Genomic DNA, 20,776 nt, shown 5'->3' with positions numbered 1-20,776 from the left:
CGGTCAGGTCCTGCTGTCACGCGCCCCGAGCGTAGTGGAACAGATATGTGCCGGTGGTTGGAGCCGGACCGGTCCGCTGCGAGGGTAGGTGCGGTGGAACCGCCGTTGGCTGTTTCGCGTTTCTAGGGTTCAACAGGATCGATTGCGATCGAGTGAGGGCGCGGTGAGGCGTCCTTGAGAGGGAGAACATGGGCTTCAAGAAGCTGCTCGCGAGTCTGGGTGCCGGGGGCGCGTCGGTGGAGACGGTGCTGACCGAGGAGAACGTCGTTCCGGGCGGCATCGTGCAGGGCGAGGTCCGGATCCAGGGCGGCTCGGTCGCGCAGCAGATCGAGGGGCTCTCCGTCGGCTTGCAGGCGCGGGTCGAGGTGGAGGGCAACGACCAGGAGTACAAGCAGGACATCGAGTTCACCCGGCAGCAGCTGGGCGGGGCGTTCGAGGTCCAGGCGGGCGCCGTGCACGCGGTGCAGTTCGGCCTGGAGATCCCGTGGGAGACCCCGGTGACCACGTTCCTGGGCCGTCATCTGTCCGGGATGAACGTGGGTGTGACCACCGAGCTGCAGATCGCGCGTGCGGTGGACTCCGGTGACCTGGACCCGGTCAATGTGCATCCGCTCCCGGCCCAGCAGGCGATCCTGGACGCGTTCGGCGCCCTCGGCTTCCGGTTCAAGAGCGCCGACCTGGAGCGCGGTCACATCCGTGGGACCCGTCAGCGGCTGCCGTTCTACCAGGAGATCGAGTTCTATGCGCCGGAGCAGTACCGGGGCCTGAACCAGGTGGAGCTGTCCTTCGTCGCGGACGACCGCGAGATGGACGTCGTGCTGGAGATGGACAAGAAGCCGGGGCTGTTCACCGAGGGCAGCGACTCCTACCGGTCCTTCACGGTGAACCTGTCGTCCTTCCAGGAGACCGACTGGGCCGCCTACTTGAACCAGTGGCTCGCCGAGGTCGGTGGCAAGCGCAGCTGGTTCTGATCCACCGGATCGTTCCCTCTGTACGGGGCGTGCGCCGAACGCGGTTCGGTGCGCGCCCCGCGCGTTTCAAATGGCGTCGGTGCAGTGCACGGTCAGCGGCTTGCCGCGGGAGGCCCAGTACGCCACTGTGTCGGCCAGGATGTCGGAGGCGATGGCGGCGGCCTCGGGGGCCGCGTCACGGAAGGCCGTCCAGCCCCGGACGTGCAGCAGATAGCCACCGGCCTCGCCCCACCAGGACAGATCGGTGAGGCAGTCGGCGAGCGCGTCCCAGTTGTGCCCGAACCAGTCGGGGAACCGCAGGTCATGGGCGCAGCGGGAGAGAAGGCCGTCCTTGTCGGACACACCGTCGAGGTCGAGGGAGAGGGCGGGGGTCGGGCCGGTCATGGCCGCCATGGTGCCAGCCTCGCGGGCGTCGGTCTCGTTAGGCTGGCCGCGCAGCTGATCCAGCGACCATCAGGAGGTTTCGACGTGTCCGAGCAGAAGCGGCGCCCGCTCCCCCATGACTTCCATCCGCAGGTGCCGTCGTTCACGGTGGTGAGTGACGATGTGGAGCCCCAGGGCACCCTGAAGCCGGCTCAGCTGGCGGCGGAGGGGAACACTTCTCCGCACCTTCGCTGGGAGGGGTTCCCGGAGGGGACGAAGAGCTTCGCCGTCACGTGCTTCGACCCGGACGCGCCCACGGGCAGCGGGTTCTGGCACTGGGTGCTCTTCGACATTCCGGCGAACGTCACCGAGCTGCCGGCCGGCGCGGGCAACGGTGGCTTTCCGGGGCTGCCCGCGGGTGCGGTGCATGTGCGCAACGACTACGGCACCCGGGACTTCGGTGGGGCCGCGCCGCCGCCCGGGGACGGTCCGCACCGCTATGTGTTCACGGTCTACGCGGTGGACAGCGAGAAGCTGGGCCCGGACGCCGAGGTGTCGCCCGCGGTGGTCGGCTTCAACCTGCGCTTCCACACCCTGGGGCGTGCTCAGCTGATCGGTGAGTACGAGGTGCCGGCCGCGGGCTAGACGCGGCGAAATTGCGTTGTCCTCGGCCGTGCTCCCGGCCAGAGTTGATCCCGGCCCGCCCGTGTCGGCGGCGGGCCGGGACACCGGGATGCGGGGGTAGTCGGGATGCGCGAGACGCTGGTTCTGAACGCGAGCTTCGAGCCGCTGGCGACGGTGACGCTGCGGCGTGCCGTGGTGCTGGTGCTCCAGGACAAGGCCGTCGTCGAACACGCCCATCCCGGGCTCCGGATCAGGGCCGCTGATGTCGACCTTCCGGTGCCACGGGTGATCCGGCTCTGCCGTTACGTACGGGTGCCGTTCCGAAGACGTGCTCCGTGGTCGCGGCGCGGGGTGCTGGTCCGGGACCAGCACCGGTGCGCGTACTGCGGCCGCCGGGCGACGACCGTGGACCATGTGCTGCCGCGGTCGCGCGGGGGCGGGGACACCTGGCTGAATACGGTGGCCTCGTGTGCCGAGGACAATCACCGCAAGGCGGACCGGACTCCGGAGCAGGCGGGGATGCGGCTGCTCACGACGCCGTTCGAGCCGACGCCTTCGGATGCGCTGCTGCTGGCGCTGGGGGCGGCGGAGCGGGACGGGCTGCCGGAGTGGCTGGCGCTGCCCGCCTGATCGCACCGGTGGGTTCGCGGTGCGATCAGGGGCGTGTGTCCCGCGGCCGTGGGCTCACCGTCGCTGCCGGGGCGTCAATCGTCCGGCCGGGCAGCTGAGTTGGTGCGGACGCCTCACTCGATCGTGGGCTGTTCGCGACGCGGGGCGGGCTCCTTGCCGGTGGCGGCGGGGGCGCCGCCCCCGTTGCCGCCGCCGGTCATCGGGCCGAAGTTGCCGATGGCACCGCCGAGGCCCTTGAGGGCGTCGCCGATCTCGCTGGGCACGATCCAGAGCTTGTTGGCGTCGCCCTCGGCGATCTTCGGCAGCATCTGGAGGTACTGGTAGGAGAGCAGCTTCTGGTCCGGGTCTCCGGCGTGGATGGACTCGAAGACCGTACGGATCGCCTGGGCCTCGCCCTCGGCGCGCAGTGCGGCGGCCTTGGCCTCACCTTCGGCGCGGAGGATGGAGGACTGCTTCTCGCCTTCGGCGCGCAGGATCTCGGACTGCCGGACACCTTCGGCCTGGAGGATCGCGGCACGCTTGTCACGGTCGGCGCGCATCTGCTTCTCCATCGAGTCCTGGATGGAGGTCGGCGGCTCGATCGCCTTGAGCTCGACGCGGTTGACGCGGATGCCCCACTTGCCGGTGGCCTCGTCGAGGACGCCGCGCAGTGCCGCGTTGATCTCCTCACGGGAGGTCAGGGTGCGCTCGAGGTCCATGCCACCGATGATGTTCCGCAGTGTGGTGACGGTCAGCTGCTCGATCGCCTGGATGTAGCTGGCGACTTCGTAGGTGGCGGCGCGGGCGTCGGTCACCTGGTAGTAGATGACGGTGTCGATGTTCACGACCAGGTTGTCCTGGGTGATCACCGGTTGCGGGGGGAACGGCACGACCTGTTCCCGCAGATCGACCCGGTTGCGGATGGAGTCGATGAACGGGACGACGATGTTGAGGCCCGCGTTGAGGGTGCGGGTGTAGCGCCCGAAGCGCTCGACGATGGCGGCACTGGCCTGCGGGATGACCTGGATCGTCTTGATCAGTGCGATGAAGACGAGCACCACCAGGATGATCAGGACGATGATGATCGGTTCCACAGCGGCTCCCCGTGCCCTTCATGCGTGACTCTGGATGGTCGGGATGATCAGGTCTGGTGGTTCTCGAGGGTGGAGTCTGTCAGATCGGTGGTCGAGTCCGCAGCTCAACCGGGTGGTGCTCAGCTCTTGGCGGGACCCGGTGGATACGTCGTCTACATGACGACGGCCGTCGCGCCGTCGATCTCCACCACATCGACCTGCTGGCCGGGTTCGTACGCCTGGTCGGGATCGAGCGAACGGGCCGACCAGATCTCACCGGCCAGCTTGATCCGGCCGTCGCCGCTGCTGTCGACCCGCTCCAGGACCACCGCCTGACGGCCCCTCAGCGCGTCGACACCGCTGCGCAGTCCGGGCTGTTGACGGCGACTGCGGACCGCCATCGGCCGTACTACGGCGACCAGTGCGACCGAGACCGCGCAGAAGACGACGACCTGGAGCACCAGGCCACCGCCGAGCGCGTCGGTGATGGCACCGGCGACCGCGCCGACGGCGACCATCCCGAACTCGGGCATCGCGGTCAGCACGAGCGGAATGCCCAGACCTACGGCGGCGATCAGCCACCACACCCACGGATCCACGTGTTCATGGTAGTTGCCGGGGTCCGCCGGGGACAGGGCACAGATCAATTGCCGGAGGCACTCCCGGCGCGGGGGCGAAGATCAGGCCAGCGGAAGGCCCTGCGCGGTCCAGCGGCCGCCGTTGGTCTCCACGACCAGCGGGAGGCCGAAGCAGCGCGAGAGGTTGCGGGAGGTCAGCTCGGTCTCGACGGGGCCCGCGGTCAGCACCTTGCCCTGGCGGATCATCAGGACGTGGGTGAAGCCCGGGGGGATCTCCTCGACATGGTGGGTGACCATGATCATGGAGGGGGCGTACGGGTCGCGGGCGAGGCGGCCGAGGCGGCGGACGAGGTCCTCGCGACCGCCGAGGTCGAGACCGGCCGCGGGCTCGTCGAGCAGCAGCAGTTCGGGGTCGGTCATCATGGCGCGGGCGATGAGGGTGCGCTTGCGCTCGCCCTCGGAGAGGGTGCCGAACTTCCGGTCGAGGTACTCGGTCATTCCGAGGCGGTCGAGGAAGGCGCGGGCGCGGCTCTCGTCGATGGCGTCGTAGTCCTCGTGCCAGTGGGCGGTCATGCCGTACGCGGCGGTGAGGACGGTCTCCAGGACGGTCTGCTTGCGCGGCAGCTTCTCGGCCATGGCGATGCCCGCCATGCCGATGCGCGGGCGCAGTTCGAAGACGTCGACGCCGCCGAGGCGCTCGCCGAGGATCGTGGCGGTGCCCGAGCTCGGGTAGAGGTAGCTGGAGGCGAGATTGAGGAGGGTGGTCTTGCCGGCGCCGTTGGGGCCGAGGATCACCCAGCGCTCGCCCTCTTTGATCGACCAGGAGACCTCGTCCACCAGAGCCCGACCGTCGCGGACCACGGATACGTCCACCAGCTCCAGAACATCGCTCATGAGCGCGTTGTCTCCCATTGCATCTCGAGTGTCGCGTGCGCCTGTGGGCGCAGCCCCCAGGGAAAACCTACGCCACCCGTTGTCGGTACCAGTCCTTAGGCTGGTGCCATGCTCGATGAACCACGTTCAGGGCGCCTCGCGGCTTGGGGAAATGCCCTTCTTGCCGGACTTGTCTCGCCGGATGAGGCCGCGCACCGGATCGCGGGTGAGGACGCGTCGCACCGAGTCGCCGGACTTCCCGATGAGTCCGGTGCGGTCGGTCTCACACTGGCGCTGGGGCGGCTGCGGGCGCTGGGGGCGAAGGGGCTGCGGGTGGCGCTGCCGATAGCCGGGCATCCGCTGGGGCTGAGCGGTCCGCCGGAGTTCAACGCCCAGGCGCTCGACGCGGGTGAGGCGGTGGTCGCCACCGGGGTGGCGCTCGGCCTGGTGCCCGAGGTGGCCGCGGTCGGTCCCGAGGGTGACCAGCATGTCGAGGTGGTATGGCGCTGTCTGCCGGTGCGCGAGGCGCCGCCCGCGGACGTGCCGTCGCTGGGCGAGGCCGAGCGGGAGCTGGCCGAGGCCCTGCGGGAGGCCACCGAGGTGCTGTCGCGGCTGAATGTGGCCGGGGCGGGTCCGGTCGCCCAGGCGGCGCTGGAGGCGTACCGGGCGCGGGCCGAGCGGGGGCGGGAGGTGCTGGCGCCGGGCTATCCGCCGAGGGCGATCCGGGTGCTGGAGCTGGCGCAGCGGGTGGGAGCGCTGATCGGCATCGCGTATACGGCGGGCGGGGACGGCCAGGAGCACGGCGGGGCGGTGAGCGCGTCGGAGATGGCGGCGCGGACCGAGGCGCTGCGGCCGGTGGAGCGCACCGCGCGGCGGGCGCAGGTGGCCGCGTACAACGCGTATGTGGAGGAGCGGGAGCGGGGCGGTTCCTGACCGTCCCGGTCGGTTCGGGACGGTCAGCGAAGGGACCGGCCCCGGAGGCATCGCCTCCGGGGCCGGTCGTGTGCTGCGTCACATGAATGCGCGGCGCACCGCGCTCAGCTGTTGGCGCAGGGGGTCGGCGAGGTCATGTTCAGCCCCCCGATGACGGTGACGGTGTTGCCGCAGGCGTTCACCGGCACCTTGACCGGAACCTGAACGTTGTTGCCGGAGACAGCTCCGGGGGACATCGTAGCTCCGCCGTTGGCCTGGGGGGTGTCGGCGGAGGCCACACCGGCACCGGCCATGGCGAGACCGCCGGCAGCGATGGTGATGGCCGCGAGCTTCTTGATGTTCTTCACTGTGTAAAACCCTCCATAGCGCGTCACTGCGGTGGAACTCCGCAGTACGCCGTGGAGAACGTTTCGCGGACGATCAAGTTGCGCTGTTCGGGTGACATACACACGACGGTATGAATCCCGCACCAAACGACGGCATTCCTGTATCAGCGTCAGATCAGGCCAGGAGCGATATGAATTCGTAAGCCAATAGCTCGAGTTCAGACAGAAGTGATCTGTTCACGCTTCGATCCCGTGCCGGACTGCCCACAGCGCGGCCTGGGTGCGGTCGGCGAGGTCCAGTTTCATCAGGATGTTGGAGACATGCGTCTTGACGGTTTTCTCGGACAGGACGAGCGCACGAGCGATCTCCCGGTTGGACCGGCCGTCCGCGATCAGCGCGAGCACTTCGCGCTCCCGCTCGGTGAGCGTGCCGCCGCGTCCCTGACCGCCGCCGGACTCCTCCTGGGAGAGCAGCGCGAGCGCCACCTCGGGCTGGAGCAGCACATGCCCGGCGTGCACCGATCGGATGGCGCCCGCGAGCGCCTCGGGGTCCACGTCCTTGTAGACGTAGCCCGCGGCTCCCGCGCGCAGGGCGGGCACCACGGTGCGCTTCTCGGTGAAGCTGGTGACGACCAGCACCCGGGCCGGGTTGCCGAGGTCACGCAGGGTGCGCAGGGCCTGGACACCGTCGGTGCCGGGCATCTTCACGTCCATGAGGACGACGTCGGGGCGCAGCTCCTCGGCGCGGGCGATGCCCTCCTCCCCGTTGGACGCCTCACCCACCACATCGATGTCGTCCTGCACCTCGAGGAAGGTGCGCAGGCCGCGCCGCACGACCTGGTGGTCGTCGACGAGCAGCACCCGAATCGTGCGTGCCGGCTCAGCCACCGGGCACCTCCATCTCGATCACGGTGCCCTTGCCGGGCGCCGAGTCCACCGTCATGGCCCCACCGACCCCGCCGGCGCGGTCGCGCATCGACACCAGGCCGAGGTGGCGTCCGGCGCGGCGGACGGCCCAGGGGTCGAATCCATTGCCGTCGTCACTCACCCGCAGCCGGGCGCCCTGGCCGTGCCGGGTGAGCGAGACTCCGACGTTCTGGGCGTCGGCGTGGCGCAGCGCGTTGTGCAGGGCCTCCTGGGCCACCCGCAGCAGCGCCTCCTCCTGGGCCGCCGGAAGCGCCCGCACTCCCCGTGAGGAGAAGGTGACACGGGCGGAGTGGGCGCGGTCCAGCACCTGCACCTGGGTACGGAGGGTGGCCACCAGGCCGTCCTCGTCGAGACCGGCGGGACGCAGCTCCACGACGGCGGAGCGCAGCTCGTCGGCGGCCTCCGCGGCCAGCAGGGTGATCTGGTGGAGCTCCTCCTTGGCGCGGACCGGGTCCCGGTCGACCAGGGCCGTGGCGGCCTGGGCGGTCAGCCGGAGCGAGAAGAGCTTCTGGGAGACCGCGTCGTGCAGCTCATGGGCGAGCCTGGCGCGCTCCCCGGCGATGGTCAGCTCGCGGCTGCGCTCGTAGAGGCGTGCGTTGGTGAGGGCGATGGCGGCGTGCTGGGCCAGGATGCCGAGCAGTTCCTCGTCATCGCCGGTGAAGCCGCAGCTGCCCTCCGGTTTGGGGCAGCGCTTGTTCGCGAGGAAGAGAGCGCCGAGAACGTCGTCCCCATCCGCAATAGGGAGTCCAATAAAGTCTGACATGTCCGGATGCGCACTAGGCCAGCCCTCAAAACGCGGATCCTGGCGCACATCGGCCAAGCGCTGCGGGGTGGCATCCTTCAGCATCGCGGCGAGGATCCCGTGCTGGCGCGGCAGTGGTCCGATCGCCTTCCACTGCTCTTCACTGACCCCATCTACTACGAACTGGGCAAAACCCCCATGGTCGTCCGGAACCCCCAGTGCCGAGTACTCCGCATTGAGCAGCTCACGCGCGGACACAACGATCGTCTTTAGGACATCTCGGACTTCCAGGTGCCTGCTCATGGCGAGCAGCGCGCCGCTGACACGCGCCAGCCCCGCCCCGGCTCCCCCGCCCGCTCCATCGGTCATGGGCTCACCGTACCGGCGGCCCGCCGAGGGTCGTATCGGCCGCCAGGAGGCCATCGATTACGACCTCGGCCCTAGGGCGAACGGCGCACGGGAAGCCGCCGAAGGGGCTGAAATATGGGGCCGAAAAAGCGAACACCCTGTGCATTTGCGCGGGCACACCGCGCCATATGAGAGGGTCCGCAATGTGAGCCCGGACACAGGACCTATATCACTTACGAACGACGTTAGTGGATGTTTTAAGGCGGCGTGAGCGGGGACTACGGCCGCTCGCCCGGACAGGGAGGGTCTACGTATCCACTAAGCAGCATCGTATGTCACACCTTTGCCACAAGTTTTTGCGACCGCTAAGAATTTCCCAGTCGCGCGGCGCCGTAGATCGAGAAACGGCGCACCAGGCGCCGATTCGGCCTGCGACACAAAGCGATTGGAAGAGGTCTACTCCGCCATGCCCCTCCCCAGCATCCCCGGCTACAACCGACTGACCAAGACGCACAAGTACTCCGCCGCCGGTATTGCCGCCGCGGGTGCCGCAGCGCTCGCCTTCACCGTGGTCCCCGGTGGCGACGCCGACGCCACGACGACCGCCCAGGACCTGCCGGCCAAGTCGGTCTCCTGGAACTCGCACAAGGCCCAGCAGGACACCCTCGAGAAGCAGTCCGCCCTCGCGAGCAAGCAGGCCAAGGACGCTGCCGCCAAGAAGAAGGCCGAAGAGGCTGCTGAGAAGAAGGCCGCGGAAGAGGCTGCCGCGAAGAAGGCCGCCGAGGCCAAGGCCGCCAAGGAGCGCGAGGCCAAGGAGGCCGCGAGCCGTTCCGCCGGGCGCGCCCAGCCGGTCGCCGAGGCCAAGGCGAAGAAGGACTACCCGAACAACCTCGACGGGTGGATCCGGGAGTCCCTCGACATCATGAAGGAGAAGGGCATCCCCGGCACCTACGAGGGCATCCACCGCAACATCATCCGTGAGTCCGGTGGTGACCCGCGCGCCATCAACAACTGGGACATCAACGCCCAGAACGGCGTGCCCTCCAAGGGCCTGCTCCAGGTGATAGCCCCGACCTTCAAGGCGTACCACGTGGAAGGCACCTCCTGGGACGTCTACGACCCGATCGCGAACATCACCGCCGCGTGCAACTACGCGGCCGACCGGTACGGCTCCATGGACAACGTCAACGGCCCGTACTGAGCCGACGGCGCGTACCGAGCCCGGCGCGTGACGCCTGACTCATGACGCCCGGGCGCATGAACGCCGAAGGGCGGCGGCACCCCCTGTGTGCGAGGGGTACCGCCGCCCTTCGGACATGTCCGGGCGCGGTCGCCGGGCCGTCGCGGCCACACGGGCCGCGACGCTCCGTCACTTGCGCATGACCTCCGGCTCATGGCGGCGCAGCAGCCGCGCGACCAGGATGCCGCAGGCGATACCGATGGCGATCAGCACCACCACGTTGATCCCCCACTGCGTGCTGGTGTGCTCCCACAGCGGGTCCAGGTCATTGGGCTTCTTGCTGTCCCACGGCGCCATCATGTGACCGACGCCGGGACCGAGGTCCAAGGTGGCGCCGGCCGCGCCGACGGCCCAGCGGGACGGCATCAGCCAGGCGAACTGCTCGACACCCGGCGAACCGAAGATCTTGAACAGCACACCAGTGAAGACCACCTGCACGATGGCGAACATCACCAGCAGCGGCATGGTCTTCTCGGCGGTCTTCACCAGCGCGGAGATGACCAGACCGAACATCATCGAGGTGAAGCCGATCGCGATCACGGCCACGCATATCTCGGCGGCCGGTGGCATCAGCAGCCCCTCTTCGGGCAGCTTGCGCGTCGACAGGCCGATGGCACAGATGATGACGCCCTGAAGAGCGGTGATCACGCCGAGCACGATCACCTTGGACATCAGATACGCGGAGCGGGAGAGGCCGACGGCCCGTTCCCGTTCGTAGATGACCCGTTCCTTGATCAGTTCTCGTACGGAGTTGGCCGCTCCCGTGAAGCACATGCCGACCACGAGGATCAGCAGAATCGTCCCGGCGGCCTGGTTGAACGAGCCCTTCGGCGCGAACTGGAGCCCGAACTTCGCGGGGATGACGACGCTCACCGAGCCCAGCACGGCGGGCAGGATCACCATCAGTCCCATGAAGCCCTTGTCGGAGGCGATCACCGACAGATAGCGGCGCATCAGCGTCCAGAGCTGGGATCCCCAGCTCTGCGGCTTCTGCATCCGGGCCGGCGGCGGCTGGACGTGGACGGACTGCGGGGCGACCGAGTCGAGGTCGGCGGCGTACATCTGGTAGTGCTGCGAACCGCGCCAGCGGCCCGCCCAGTCGTAGTCGCGGTAGTTCTCGAACGCGGAGAAGACATCCGCCCAGCTGTCGTAGCCGAAGAAGTTGAGCGCCTCGTCCGGCGGACCGAAGTAGGCGACCGAACCGCCGGGCGCCATCACCAGGAGCTTGTCGCACAGCGCCAGCTCGGCGACGGAGTGGGTGACCACCAGCACGGTGCGGCCGTCGTCGGCCAGACCGCGCAGCAGCTGCATCACATCGCGGTCCATGCCCGGGTCGAGGCCCGAGGTCGGCTCGTCCAGGAAGATCAGCGACGGCTTGGTGAGCAGCTCCAGCGCGACCGAGACCCGCTTGCGCTGACCACCGGAGAGCGAGGTGACCTTCTTGTCGCGGTGGATGTCGAGCTTCAGCTCGCGCAGCACCTCGTCGATCCGGGCCTCGCGCTCGGTCTCCGCGGTGTCACCGGGGAACCGCAGCTTGGCCGCGTACCGAAGGGCCTTCTGGACGCTCAGCTCCTTGTGCAGGATGTCGTCCTGCGGCACCAGACCGATGCGCTGGCGCAGCTCGGCGAACTGCTTGTAGAGGTTCCGGTTGTCGTAGAGGACGTCGCCCTGGTTGGCCGGGCGGTAACCGGTGAGCGCCTTGAGCAGCGTGGACTTACCGGAGCCGGACGGGCCGATGACCGCGACGAGCGACTTCTCGGGAACGCTGAAGGAGACGTCCTTGAGGATCTGCTTGCCGCCGTCGACGGTGACCGTCAGGTGGCGGGCCGAGAAGGAGACCTCACCGGTGTCGACGAACTCCTCGAGGCGGTCGCCGACCAGCCGGAAGGTGGAGTGACCGACACCGACGGTGTCGGCCGGGCCGATGATCTGCTGCCGGACCGGCTGGCCGTTGACGTACGTACCGTTGTGGCTGCCGAGGTCGCGGATCTCGAAGCGGCCGTCGGGCAGCGCCCGGAACTCCGCGTGGTGGCGGGAGACCTGGAGGTCGGAGACGACCAGCTCGTTCTCCAGCGCACGGCCGATGCGCATCACCCGGCCGACGGCCAGCTGGTGGAAGGTGGTCGGGCGGTCGCCCTGGGCGGGCGGGGCGCCGACCGGACCGGCGGGGCCGCCCTGCGGGCCCTGGGGCTGCGGCGGCGACTGCTGCGGCTGCGGACCCTGTTGCGGCGGACCCTGTTGCGGCGGAACCTGCTGGTGCGGGGCCTGCGGTGTCTGCTGCTGCGGGATGAACGGCTGCTGCTGAGGCGGCGCCTGAGGATGCTGCGCCTGCTGCTGCCAGCCCTGGGGCGGCTGCTGGGCGCTCTGCTGCGGCCAGCCGGGACCGGGCTGCTGCGGCGGCTGAGCCGGAGGCTGCTGGCCCTGCCGCTGGCCCTGCTGGGGTATGCCCATCGCGGCCTGCCGGCCGTAGGCGCCCGAACCGCCCGCCGGGGCGGCGCCCGCCCCGCCGCCGGAGAGGCTCAGCCGGGGACCGTCGGTCGCGTTGCCCAGATGGATGGCCGCACCGGGGCCGATTTCCATCTGCTGAATGCGCTGGCCCTGCACATAGGTGCCGTTGGTGCTGCCGTGATCCTCAATGACCCAACTACGCCCGCCCCACCGCACGGTGGCATGCCGCCAGGAGACTCTCGCGTCGTCCAGCACCATGTCGCCCTGCGGGTCACGCCCCAGGCTGTACGACCTGGACGGATCAAGTGTCCAGGTCTGTCCGTTCAATTCCAGTACGAGTTCCGGCACTCCATGCCCCACTAGTTGTCCCCCGAGGTACCCCCTGCACTAGGGAGTCTAGGGATGGCGAACATCGTGAGGAACTATTTCAGGCTCAGTCCCTTAACCGGAAGTCGGGTTTTGACAAGACCACATCTCGGGCAGCGTCGTCTCATCCGAAAGGCCCTCGGAAAGTGGTAAGCACTGACGGATAGTGCAGACCATGGGTTATCCGGGCAACCCGCATCGTTCAGGAGTCGAGGGCATGAGCGCGAACGACGGCGGCCGCCTGCCCTGGGGCCATGCGCTGCTCGCCGCCATCGCGGCGGTGAGCTGGGCCTTTCTGGCGATGGCGGGCATCGCTGCGCTCGGTCTGCATCTGCTCGGCGCCGATGGAGCCGGGGCACTCGGTCCCATGACCGCCGCCGCGATGGTGCTGGCGCTGGGCGGCACCGTCACCCCGTCCGGGGATATCGAGACGTTCGGTCTGAAAGGCGCCGAGGCATATAGCGCCATCGATATCGCGCCACTTGGGGTGAGCCTGGTGGGAGCGGTGCTGCTGGGGTGGCTGTTCCTGCGTTCACTGCGCAGGGCGGGGCCGACCGTACGGGGGGCCGAACTCGCCGTGCGGGCGGGCCTGGTGGTCGTGTTCTTCCTGCTGCTGCTCACCGGGCTCACCTGGGTGGGCAACGATACGATCACGATCGACGGCGCGGAGCTCGGTCTGGACGAACTCGGCAGACGCGCGGAGCGGGAGCTGCTGGACCGGCTCCCCGAGGAGCTGGGCGATCTCGGGCAGATCGGCGCCGGACTGCTGCCGGACCGGCTCGCCGGACTCATCGACGCCAAGGCGTCCGTCGGCTTCACCGTCGAGGCCGGACGCTCGCTGCTGGGCGGTGCCGTATGGATCCTGGCCGTCCTGCTGCTCGCGCTGCTCGCCTCGCGCCGTACCCCGCTTCCGCCGGGCGCGGAGGCGCTGCACCGTGCGGTCCGGCCCGCGGTGTCCGCGCTGTGCGGGGTGCTGGTGCTCGCGGTGGTCGCCGGTCTGGCGGCGGCGCTCTACGCGGTGGCCGGTGACGACCACCCCCGGCTGGTGTTCGGCACGGCGCTGCTCGCCGCCCCGAACGGGGTGTGGCTGGGCACCGCGCTGGGGCTGTTCGTGCCCTGGCACGGCAGCGCGACCGGGGCGCTGGTGCGGGTGCTGCCCGACCCCGTCGACGAGTTGCTGACTGGGCGGGGCGATGAGCCGATCACGGTGGGGCGGCTGGCCGAACTGGACGGACGGGTGTGGCTGCTGGTGGTCGCGAGCGTGCTGATGATGCTCGCGGCCGGGGTGCTGACGGCGGTACGTACGCCCACGGAGGGCGCCGCCCGGTCCCGGCCGCCGCTCGGGGCGGCGGCCGGGAGGTGCGCACTGCGGCTCGGCCTGGTGACCGCGCCGGTGCTGGCGCTGCTGGTGTGGCTGACCAGGGTCTCGGCGGGGGCGAGTCTGTCGGTGTTCGGCTTCGACGCCTTCGGCGCCGCGCTCGAACTGCACGGCAGCGTGCCGCCGGCACTGCTGCTGGGCGCGGCGTGGGGCGCCGCGGCGGGAGCCGCCGGAGCGATGATCGCCCGGGCCACCGGAGCGGAGGGGCGGTGGGCCACCCCCCTGGCCCGGGACGTGGCAGGGGGCGAGCCACGGGGCGCTGCCGGTGGCGACGCTGCGGGCGGCGCCGCGCACGGCGGGCACGGCGGGCACGGCACGGGTGGCGCGGGCGGCGGACGGTACGGCGGCACGGATGACGAGCGGGGCTCTGGCACCGATGACGACGGACGCGGTACGGGCGGCGGCGACTGAGGCCCCGCGGGTGGCGGACGCGACGCAGGCAGCGGGCACGGCACGAGCGGCGGACACGGCACGAGCGGCGGCTACAGCGGGCGCGGCGGGCGCGGCACGGGTGACTCGGACGGCACTACGGCGGCGGCACCACGGTGGTGGGTACGGCGAACGCAGTCAGGGCGACGGGCACGGCACGGGTGGCGGACATGGCCCGGGCCAAGGGCCCGGCTCCGGCGGTGTCGGGCATGGACGCGGTGACGGGGCGGCGGCTCGGACATGAACGTTGGCCGCCCGGTGGCTGTCCACGACGCGGGCTGCCGCGCGCGCCCCGCGGGCGGCCGGATACGGTGGGAAGACCATGAGCACATCGCAGATGCCACCTGCCACCGCCGTTCCGGGCGACGATGTCCCCACCCTCCTCGTCAAGATCTTCGGTAAGGACCGCCCCGGTATCACCGCCGGGCTCTGCGACACCCTCGCCGCCTACGACGTGGACATAGTCGATATAGAGCAGGTCGTCACCCGGGGCCGCATCGTGCTGTGCGTGCTGGTGACCGCCCCCACCGCCGGTGACGGCACGGAGGGGGATCTACGGGCCACCGTGCACAGCTGGGCCGAGTCCATGCGGCTCCAGGCGGAGATCATCTCCGGCCGGGGCGACAACCGGCCGCGCGGCACCGGCCGGTCGCATGTCACCGTGCTGGGCCATCCGCTGACCGCCGAGTCCACGGCCGCCATCGCCTCCCGTATCACCGGCACCGGCGGGAACATCGACCGGATCTTCCGGCTGGCGAAGTACCCCGTGACCGCCGTGGAGTTCGAGGTCTCCGGAGCCGAGACGGAGCCGCTGCGCACCGCGCTCGCCACCGAGGCGGCGGACATCGGGGTCGATGTGGCCGTGGTGTCGTCGGGGCTCCAGCGCCGGGCGCAGCGGCTGGTGGTCATGGACGTGGACTCCACCCTCATCCAGGACGAGGTGATCGAGCTCTTCGCGGCGCACGCGGGGTGCGAGGCCGAGGTCGCCGAGGTCACGGCCCGGGCGATGCGTGGTGAGCTGGACTTCGAGCAGTCGCTGCATGCGCGGGTGGCGCTGCTGAAGGGGATCGACGAGTCCGTGGTGGACAAGGTGCGGGCGGAGGTCCGGCTGACCCCCGGCGCCCGTACGCTGATCCGCACCCTGAAGCGGCTCGGCTACCAGGTGGGTGTGGTCTCCGGTGGCTTCACCCAGGTCACCGACGATCTCAAGGAGCGTCTGGGGCTGGACTTCGCCTCCGCCAACACCCTGGAGGTCGTCGACGGCAAGCTGACCGGCCGGGTGGTCGGCGAGGTGGTGGACCGGGCCGGCAAGGCGCGGCTGCTGCGGCGCTTCGCGTCCGAGGCCGGGGTGCCGTTGGTGCAGACCGTCGCGATCGGCGACGGTGCCAACGATCTGGACATGCTGAACGCGGCCGGGCTCGGGGTCGCCTTCAACGCCAAGCCCGTGGTGCGAGAGGCCGCGCACACGGCGGTGAACGTGCCGTTCCTGGACACGGTGCTGTATCTGCTGGGCGTGACCCGCGAAGAGGTCGAGGCGGCCGACGCCCACGTGGACTGACCCGCCCCGGGCGGATGCCGGACGCGCACCGGCCCTCGCCCCGTCCTCCGGCGGCGGGGCGAGGGCCGGTGGTGGCTCACGCGTGGGGTGTGCTCACTCGCGGGGCGCCCTCACTCGATGGGTGCACTCGCTCGTGGGGTGCGCTCACTCGTGCGGCGCCCAGAAGGTGGTGAGGCGGCCGACACCGTGCTCAACGGACTTCCATGAACCGCTGAAGGTCACCACCGCGAACCCGGAGGTGGGGAAGCCGGAGCGGGACATCCGCTCCCGGGTGCCCTCCTCGGCCTCGCCCGCCAGGGCGTCGGCGAGGGCGTGCATCCCGGGGTTGTGCCCGACGACCAGCAGATCGGTGACATCGTCGGAGGTCTCGTTGAGCACCGCCAGCAGCTCGCCGAGCGAGGCGTCGTAAAGCCGCTCCTCGTAGACGGTCTTGGGGCGCTGGGGCAGCTCGTGGACGACCAGCTTCCAGGTCTCCCGGGTGCGTACGGCGGTGGAGCAGAGGGTCAGTTCGGGGGTGAGACCGGCTTCCGCGAGCCGGCGCCCGGCGACCGGGGCGTCCTTGCGACCGCGCTCTGCGAGCGGCCGCTCATGGTCTGCCACCTGGGGCCAATCGGCCTTGGCGTGTCGAAGAAGGACAATCCTGCGGGGCACATCGACGCTCATGCGTCCCAGCTTCGCATGAAACGGTGGTCCAGGCGCAGGGTGCGGGAACGACCTGATCAAAGGTGAGTAACCGCGGGCCGGTGGCGGGCGCGGGAGATCGCCGGGATCGCGGCGATCACGCCCCCTCATGCGTGATGACCTGCCGCACCAGCCCCAGGACCTGCGAGACCGCACCCGAGCCGGTGGCGGCGTGGGCATCGGCGGACCCGGTGAGCAGGAGCAGCAGCGCCGCGAAGGCGATGGCGGGGAGCGCGATGGCCCACCACGGCAGCCGTATCTCCACGCCGCTGTGCGCCGGGGGGACGGGCCGGGGGTGGCTGCGGGGGGACATGGGGATCGCCTCCGGGACAGCGGATCGGGTGGCGGTACATCGGATGCTTCGACCTTACGGAGCGGGCACGGCCGCTCCCATCCGGTGATCCACCCACTTACCCCTGACCCTGTCCCCCTAGGGGATGGTGGTGCTAGCCCCACCCCCGGGTCCCAAAGGCTCCCGGTGCCCCAAAAGCCCCTCCGCCAGGGCGGGACGAGTCAGGGCGAGACGAGGGTGGCGACCACACCGATGACCACCGTGATGCCGAACATCACGCCCAGGATGATCAGCAGCTTCTTCTGGCCGTTCGGGGGGTTCTCATCGAGCACAGGCATGCACCGAGTGTCCCACCCCCGGACCGGAACCCCGGCCCGGGGGCCCTTCGGAGACGTTCAGGGAGCCGCCGGTCAGCTCTCGTCCTCGAGGGTGCGGTTGCGCCCGGCCAGCACGCCCGCCACGATCTGCGGCACCATCAGCGCCGCCATCAGCGCGATCGGCTGTCCCCAGCCGCCGCTGTGCTGGTAGAGCGCGCCGACCAGCAGCGGGCCCGGGATCGAGATCAGATAGCCGGTGCTCTGGGCGAAGGCGGACAGCCGGACCACACCCGCGCTGGTCCGCGCCCGCATGCCGATCATCGTGAGGGCGAGCGGGAAGGCGCAGTTGGCGACGCCGAGCAGCAGGGCCCAGAGCCAGGCGCCCTGCGCCGGGGCCAGATACAGCCCCGCGTAGCCGGTGAGCCCGAAGACCCCGAGGATCACGGCCAGCACGCCCTGATGGCGCAGCCGGGCCGCGATCGGCGGCAGCACGAAGGACAGCGGCACCCCCATGGCCATGATCACGGCCAGCAGCACCCCGGCGGTGGAGGCCGAGACGCCCGCGTCCCGGAAGATCTGCGGCATCCAGCCCATGGTGATGTACGCGGCGGTGGCCTGGAGGCCGAAGAAGACGGCCATCGCCCAGGCGATGGGGCTCCGGGTGATCGGGGCCGTACGCCCGGCGGCGGACCCGGCCGTACCGGGCCGCGGCTCCCCGGCGGACCGACCGCGGGGCCGTTCGTCCTTCGTACGGCCCTCGTCCTTCGTACGGTCACGGGCGAGGAACAGCCAGGGCACCAGGGCGATGGCGGCGAGCAGCGACCACATCCCGAGCCCGGCCCGCCAACTGACGTCCAGCGCACGGGTCATGGGCACGGTGGCCGCCGCGGCGGCCGCGGTGCCGAGCGAGAGGCCCATGGAGTACAGACCGGTCATCGCGCCCACCCGGTCGGGGAACCAGCGCTTGACGATCACGGGCATCAGGACGTTGCCGACGGCTATACCGGCCAGCGCGAGCGCGCTGGCGCCCAGGAAGGCCGGGGTGCCGCCCGCGAGGGGACGCAGTGCCAGGCCCGCGGTGACGGCGGCGAGACCGGCGCAGACGACGGCGCCGGGCCCCCAGCGCCGGGCCAGCCGGGGTGCGGTGAGCCCGAAGAGCGCGAAGCAGACCGCGGGCACCGAGGTGAGGAGTCCGGCGACGGTGCCGCTCATCCCGAGGTCGGCACGGACCTCCTCGAGCAGCGGGCCGAGGCTGGTGACGGCGGGCCGGAGGTTGAGGGCGGCGAGCAGGATTCCGACGACCAGGAGACATCCGCGCCAGGGGAAGCCGGTGGCGCCGGGCCCGGACTCCCGGGTGGCGCTGGGGGAGGCCGGACTGTCGAGTGTCGCGAGGTCGTCGTGTGCTGGCATGCCGACCATCATAGAATGATGGGATGAATAGCTGTCCAGTCGGCCATGACCGCACGGTGACGGCCGGACGGCATCCCGGACGGCATCATGGAAGTGCTCGCTTCCCCGCCCCAGGCACAGGAGAGTCATGCCGCTGACCTCGCCCCAGCGCTCCGTCCTCGCCGACCAGGTGATCTCCCAGCTGCGCGCCCAGATCACCTCGGGCGAATGGCCGGTGGGCTCGCGGATCCCCACCGAACCCGAGCTGGTGGAACAGCTGGGCGTGGCCCGTAACACCGTGCGCGAGGCGGTGCGGGCGCTCGCCCACAACGGTCTGCTGGACATCCGGCAGGGGTCGGGCACCTATGTGCTGGCCACCAGCGAGCTGGCCGGGGTGATGCACCGCCGCTTCGCCGCCGCCGACCCGCGGCATGTGGCCGAGCTGCGCAGCGCCCTGGAGACGAAGGCGGCGCGGCTGGCCGCGGAGCGCCGTACCGAGCAGGAGCTCAAGGGGCTGGACGCCCAGCTGGACCGGCGGGAGCGGGCCTGGGAATCGGGTGATCTGGAGGCGTTCGTCGAGGCGGACGCGACCCTGCACATGGCGGTGGTGGCCGCCTCCCACAACGACGTGCTGGCGGAGCTGTACGCGGACCTCGGCGCTGTGGTGCGGGACTTCCTGCGCGCGGACGTGGACGGCGCGATGCGGCCGGAGCTGCATGTGGACCACGCGCGGATGGTGGACGCGATCCGGGAGCGGGACGGAGAGCGGGCCGCGGCCGAGGCGAGCACGCACCCGTTCGGCTGCCGCCAGGTCACGCGCGGCTGACCCCAGCCGCCCACGGCCAGGCTGCTCCAGCCACCGCAGGGAGGTCCCCAGCGGCCTCGCGCAAGTCCGGTGCGGTTCGGTTGCGCCCCGAAGGGGCGCGGGGAACTGCGCGACCTGCCACGACGCAGCCGCAGCCGCACGACGGCACCTCGCGCACTTCCCGCGGAGCGCTCAGCGGTGGCTCACCCACGCCTTGCGGATCTCCTTCCAGCAGCGTTCGGCGAGCCGTACGTGCTGGGCCGGGCCGACCTCGATCGGACGGGCGTCCATGTCCGGATCCCACCAGCGGGCGCATTCGACGTGCAGCTGCACCCGGTCCGCGCTCGCATTGGGGTTGAAGCAGCTCGCGGTGGCGTGCGAACCGCGCACCCAGGTGCTGCACGCGGCGGTACGGGGGCGGGGGCGCTCCTGGGCCGCGGAGTGGGACACGGCGACGGCGGACCCGGCCATTGCGACGATCAAGCCTGCGGCGGCGACGCGCCGGGTCGTACGCATGGCGGGACCTCCTCGGCCGTGCTGTCGCTCGCGAGTCGGTTCGTCGTACGTCGTCGTCTTACGTACTCCACATTGCGCGGAACACCACCCGTACGCCCGTCCGGCTGGCCCGATCGGGCTAACGCGTCCGTACACCGGACGGCCGCCGCCCCGCCCCCGCGCGGTGCGGGAGGCGGAGCGGCGGCCGTTGTGCCCGTGGCGGCCGTGGAAGGGCTCAGGCGCCCATCATGTGCACACCGCCGTCGACATGCACGATCTCTCCGGTGGTACGCGGGAACCAGTCCGACAGCAGGGCCACGACGCCGCGCCCGGCGGGCTCGGGGTCGGTGAGGTCCCAGCCGATCGGGGCCCGGTGGTTCCACACGTCCGCCAGCTCCTCGAAGCCCGGGATGGACTTCGCGGCCATGGACTTGATCGGCCCGGCCGAGACCAGGTTGCAGCGCACGTTCTGCTCACCCAGGTCGCGGGCGAGGTAGCGGCTGGTCGACTCCAGGGCGGCCTTGGCGACACCCATCCAGTCGTACTTCGGCCAGGCGAACTGCGCGTCGAAGGTCAGGCCGACGATCGAGCCGCCACGCGGCATGACCGGAAGACAGGCCATGGTGAGCGCCTTGAGACTGTACGCCGAGACGTGCACCGCGGTGGAGACGTCCTCCCAGCTGCCCTCGAGGAAGTTGAAGGCGCCCTGGGGGCCGAAGGCGATGGAGTGCACCACACCGTCGAGGTCGACACCCTCGCCGAGGTGCTCGCGCACCTTGTCGGCCAGCCCGTCCAGCTGCTCCTGGTTCTGGACGTCCAGCTCGATCACCGGGGCGGGCTTGGGCAGCCGCTTGGCGATCCGCTCGACGAGGGAGACCCGGCCGAAGCCGGTGAGGATGACCTCGGCACCCTCCTCCTGGGCCAGCTTGGCGGCGTGGAAGGCGATGGACGACTCGGTGATGACGCCCGTGACCAGGATGCGCTTACCGGCGAGAATTCCACTCATGACGT

23 protein-coding genes (1 of these 23 running past the window's edge) are annotated in these 20,776 nt (G+C 70.5%); 8 read left to right on the top strand and 15 right to left on the bottom strand.

What is annotated here, in order from left to right; all coding sequences use genetic code 11:
• Positions 1 to 20, bottom strand: partial view of a DNA-3-methyladenine glycosylase gene (locus HUT19_RS31480; protein WP_176183704.1) — the 5' portion only. Its footprint begins 643 nt before the window's first position; 20 of the gene's 663 nt are visible here — the first part of the coding sequence; the start codon lies at positions 18 to 20; the stop codon falls past the left edge of the window.
• Between the two features lie 168 nt (positions 21 to 188).
• Here HUT19_RS31480 and HUT19_RS31475 point away from each other — a divergent pair, with 168 nt between their 5' ends.
• Positions 189 to 971: a sporulation protein gene (locus HUT19_RS31475; protein ID WP_176183703.1), complete on the top strand. Its 783-nt coding sequence runs from the start codon at positions 189 to 191 to the stop codon at positions 969 to 971.
• 66 nt (positions 972 to 1,037) lie between these two features.
• On the opposite strand, the gene HUT19_RS31470 is transcribed toward HUT19_RS31475, so the two are convergent.
• Entirely contained in the window at positions 1,038 to 1,355 is a 318-nt protein-coding gene (locus HUT19_RS31470; RefSeq protein WP_254885878.1) for a barstar family protein, read from the bottom strand.
• A gap of 84 nt (positions 1,356 to 1,439) precedes the next feature.
• On the opposite strand from HUT19_RS31470, the gene HUT19_RS31465 reads away from it, so the two are divergent.
• Entirely contained in the window at positions 1,440 to 1,979 is a 540-nt protein-coding gene (locus HUT19_RS31465; protein ID WP_176183701.1) for a YbhB/YbcL family Raf kinase inhibitor-like protein, read from the top strand.
• Between the two features lie 105 nt (positions 1,980 to 2,084).
• The gene (locus HUT19_RS31460; protein WP_176183700.1) at positions 2,085 to 2,588 is read left to right on the top strand and encodes an HNH endonuclease; all 504 of its coding nucleotides are present in this window, start codon (positions 2,085 to 2,087) and stop codon (positions 2,586 to 2,588) included.
• A gap of 113 nt (positions 2,589 to 2,701) precedes the next feature.
• Here the strand turns inward: HUT19_RS31460 and HUT19_RS31455 are convergent, their stop codons facing one another.
• The 3 genes from HUT19_RS31455 to HUT19_RS31445 all read right to left on the bottom strand — a co-directional run bounded on the left by HUT19_RS31455 (position 2,702) and on the right by HUT19_RS31445 (position 5,112).
• Entirely contained in the window at positions 2,702 to 3,661 is a 960-nt protein-coding gene (locus HUT19_RS31455) for an SPFH domain-containing protein (RefSeq protein WP_176183699.1), read from the bottom strand.
• Between the two features lie 152 nt (positions 3,662 to 3,813).
• The gene (locus tag HUT19_RS31450) at positions 3,814 to 4,239 is read right to left on the bottom strand and encodes an NfeD family protein (protein ID WP_176183698.1); all 426 of its coding nucleotides are present in this window, start codon (positions 4,237 to 4,239) and stop codon (positions 3,814 to 3,816) included.
• An 81-nt stretch (positions 4,240 to 4,320) separates the two neighbouring features.
• Positions 4,321 to 5,112 (bottom strand): ABC transporter ATP-binding protein, encoded by a 792-nt coding sequence (locus tag HUT19_RS31445; protein ID WP_176183697.1) that lies wholly within the window; start codon positions 5,110 to 5,112, stop codon positions 4,321 to 4,323.
• A 108-nt stretch (positions 5,113 to 5,220) separates the two neighbouring features.
• Here HUT19_RS31445 and HUT19_RS31440 point away from each other — a divergent pair, with 108 nt between their 5' ends.
• A complete protein-coding gene (locus HUT19_RS31440) occupies positions 5,221 to 6,024 on the top strand; it encodes a hypothetical protein (protein ID WP_176183696.1) in 804 nt (267 codons plus the stop codon).
• 104 nt (positions 6,025 to 6,128) lie between these two features.
• On the opposite strand, the gene HUT19_RS31435 is transcribed toward HUT19_RS31440, so the two are convergent.
• The 3 genes from HUT19_RS31435 to HUT19_RS31425 form a co-directional block, all read right to left on the bottom strand.
• On the bottom strand, positions 6,129 to 6,371 hold the full coding sequence (locus HUT19_RS31435; protein ID WP_176183695.1) for a chaplin: 243 nt from the start codon (positions 6,369 to 6,371) through the stop codon (positions 6,129 to 6,131).
• 216 nt (positions 6,372 to 6,587) lie between these two features.
• Positions 6,588 to 7,238, bottom strand: a complete 651-nt coding sequence (locus HUT19_RS31430) for a response regulator transcription factor (RefSeq protein WP_176183694.1) — start codon at positions 7,236 to 7,238, stop codon at positions 6,588 to 6,590.
• Complete coding sequence (locus tag HUT19_RS31425) at positions 7,231 to 8,388, bottom strand: GAF domain-containing sensor histidine kinase (protein WP_176183693.1); 1,158 nt, start codon at positions 8,386 to 8,388, stop codon at positions 7,231 to 7,233. Before HUT19_RS31425 ends, HUT19_RS31430 begins: the two co-directional genes overlap by 8 nt.
• 445 nt (positions 8,389 to 8,833) lie before the next feature.
• On the opposite strand from HUT19_RS31425, the gene HUT19_RS31420 reads away from it, so the two are divergent.
• Entirely contained in the window at positions 8,834 to 9,568 is a 735-nt protein-coding gene (locus HUT19_RS31420) for a transglycosylase SLT domain-containing protein (RefSeq protein ID WP_176183692.1), read from the top strand.
• Positions 9,569 to 9,736: 168 nt separating this feature from the next.
• Here the strand turns inward: HUT19_RS31420 and HUT19_RS31415 are convergent, their stop codons facing one another.
• Positions 9,737 to 12,415 (bottom strand): FHA domain-containing protein, encoded by a 2,679-nt coding sequence (locus HUT19_RS31415; RefSeq protein ID WP_176183691.1) that lies wholly within the window; start codon positions 12,413 to 12,415, stop codon positions 9,737 to 9,739.
• A gap of 223 nt (positions 12,416 to 12,638) precedes the next feature.
• Here HUT19_RS31415 and HUT19_RS31410 point away from each other — a divergent pair, with 223 nt between their 5' ends.
• A complete protein-coding gene (locus tag HUT19_RS31410; RefSeq protein WP_217712294.1) occupies positions 12,639 to 14,210 on the top strand; it encodes a streptophobe family protein in 1,572 nt (523 codons plus the stop codon).
• 340 nt (positions 14,211 to 14,550) lie between these two features.
• Complete coding sequence (gene serB / locus HUT19_RS31405; RefSeq protein ID WP_176183690.1) at positions 14,551 to 15,786, top strand: phosphoserine phosphatase SerB; 1,236 nt, start codon at positions 14,551 to 14,553, stop codon at positions 15,784 to 15,786.
• Positions 15,787 to 15,930: 144 nt separating this feature from the next.
• Here the strand turns inward: serB and HUT19_RS31400 are convergent, their stop codons facing one another.
• The 4 genes from HUT19_RS31400 to HUT19_RS31390 all read right to left on the bottom strand — a co-directional run bounded on the left by HUT19_RS31400 (position 15,931) and on the right by HUT19_RS31390 (position 18,495).
• A complete protein-coding gene (locus tag HUT19_RS31400; RefSeq protein WP_176183689.1) occupies positions 15,931 to 16,449 on the bottom strand; it encodes a histidine phosphatase family protein in 519 nt (172 codons plus the stop codon).
• A gap of 115 nt (positions 16,450 to 16,564) precedes the next feature.
• Complete coding sequence (locus HUT19_RS31395) at positions 16,565 to 16,780, bottom strand: hypothetical protein (RefSeq protein WP_176183688.1); 216 nt, start codon at positions 16,778 to 16,780, stop codon at positions 16,565 to 16,567.
• 200 nt (positions 16,781 to 16,980) lie between these two features.
• Positions 16,981 to 17,097: an SGM_5486 family transporter-associated protein gene (locus HUT19_RS43370; RefSeq protein ID WP_254885877.1), complete on the bottom strand. Its 117-nt coding sequence runs from the start codon at positions 17,095 to 17,097 to the stop codon at positions 16,981 to 16,983.
• Between the two features lie 72 nt (positions 17,098 to 17,169).
• A complete protein-coding gene (locus HUT19_RS31390; RefSeq protein WP_176187512.1) occupies positions 17,170 to 18,495 on the bottom strand; it encodes an MFS transporter in 1,326 nt (441 codons plus the stop codon).
• 118 nt (positions 18,496 to 18,613) lie between these two features.
• Between HUT19_RS31390 and HUT19_RS31385 the strand changes: the two genes are divergently transcribed.
• Positions 18,614 to 19,291, top strand: coding sequence for a FadR/GntR family transcriptional regulator (locus tag HUT19_RS31385; protein WP_176183687.1), 678 nt, complete (start codon positions 18,614 to 18,616; stop codon positions 19,289 to 19,291).
• 171 nt (positions 19,292 to 19,462) lie between these two features.
• Here HUT19_RS31385 and HUT19_RS31380 read toward each other — a convergent pair whose 3' ends face one another.
• Together HUT19_RS31380 and fabI are read right to left on the bottom strand one after the other, a co-directional pair.
• Entirely contained in the window at positions 19,463 to 19,786 is a 324-nt protein-coding gene (locus HUT19_RS31380; protein WP_176183686.1) for a hypothetical protein, read from the bottom strand.
• Positions 19,787 to 20,000: 214 nt separating this feature from the next.
• A complete protein-coding gene (fabI, locus tag HUT19_RS31375; protein WP_176183685.1) occupies positions 20,001 to 20,771 on the bottom strand; it encodes an enoyl-ACP reductase FabI in 771 nt (256 codons plus the stop codon).
• Positions 20,772 to 20,776: the final 5 nt, after the last annotated feature.

It is taken from the genome of Streptomyces sp. NA02950 (assembly GCF_013364155.1).
Lineage (GTDB): Bacteria > Actinomycetota > Actinomycetes > Streptomycetales > Streptomycetaceae > Streptomyces.
Note: the sequence above shows the minus strand (reverse complement) of the source record. Positions and strands in the feature narration are given on the sequence as shown.

Coding starts and splice junctions, on each gene's coding strand:
- HUT19_RS31475 (WP_176183703.1), top strand. CDS start 189: ATGGGCTTCAAGAAGCTGCTCGCGAGTCTGGGTGCCGGGGGCGCGTCG.
- HUT19_RS31470 (WP_254885878.1), bottom strand. CDS start 1,355: ATGACCGGCCCGACCCCCGCCCTCTCCCTCGACCTCGACGGTGTGTCC.
- HUT19_RS31460 (WP_176183700.1), top strand. CDS start 2,085: ATGCGCGAGACGCTGGTTCTGAACGCGAGCTTCGAGCCGCTGGCGACG.
- HUT19_RS31445 (WP_176183697.1), bottom strand. CDS start 5,112: ATGAGCGATGTTCTGGAGCTGGTGGACGTATCCGTGGTCCGCGACGGT.
- HUT19_RS31440 (WP_176183696.1), top strand. CDS start 5,221: ATGCTCGATGAACCACGTTCAGGGCGCCTCGCGGCTTGGGGAAATGCC.
- HUT19_RS31425 (WP_176183693.1), bottom strand. CDS start 8,388: ATGACCGATGGAGCGGGCGGGGGAGCCGGGGCGGGGCTGGCGCGTGTC.
- HUT19_RS31420 (WP_176183692.1), top strand. CDS start 8,834: ATGCCCCTCCCCAGCATCCCCGGCTACAACCGACTGACCAAGACGCAC.
- HUT19_RS31410 (WP_217712294.1), top strand. CDS start 12,639: ATGAGCGCGAACGACGGCGGCCGCCTGCCCTGGGGCCATGCGCTGCTC.
- serB (WP_176183690.1), top strand. CDS start 14,551: ATGAGCACATCGCAGATGCCACCTGCCACCGCCGTTCCGGGCGACGAT.
- HUT19_RS31400 (WP_176183689.1), bottom strand. CDS start 16,449: ATGAGCGTCGATGTGCCCCGCAGGATTGTCCTTCTTCGACACGCCAAG.
- HUT19_RS31395 (WP_176183688.1), bottom strand. CDS start 16,780: ATGTCCCCCCGCAGCCACCCCCGGCCCGTCCCCCCGGCGCACAGCGGC.
- HUT19_RS43370 (WP_254885877.1), bottom strand. CDS start 17,097: ATGCCTGTGCTCGATGAGAACCCCCCGAACGGCCAGAAGAAGCTGCTG.
- HUT19_RS31390 (WP_176187512.1), bottom strand. CDS start 18,495: ATGGTCGGCATGCCAGCACACGACGACCTCGCGACACTCGACAGTCCG.
- HUT19_RS31385 (WP_176183687.1), top strand. CDS start 18,614: ATGCCGCTGACCTCGCCCCAGCGCTCCGTCCTCGCCGACCAGGTGATC.
- HUT19_RS31380 (WP_176183686.1), bottom strand. CDS start 19,786: ATGCGTACGACCCGGCGCGTCGCCGCCGCAGGCTTGATCGTCGCAATG.
- fabI (WP_176183685.1), bottom strand. CDS start 20,771: ATGAGTGGAATTCTCGCCGGTAAGCGCATCCTGGTCACGGGCGTCATC.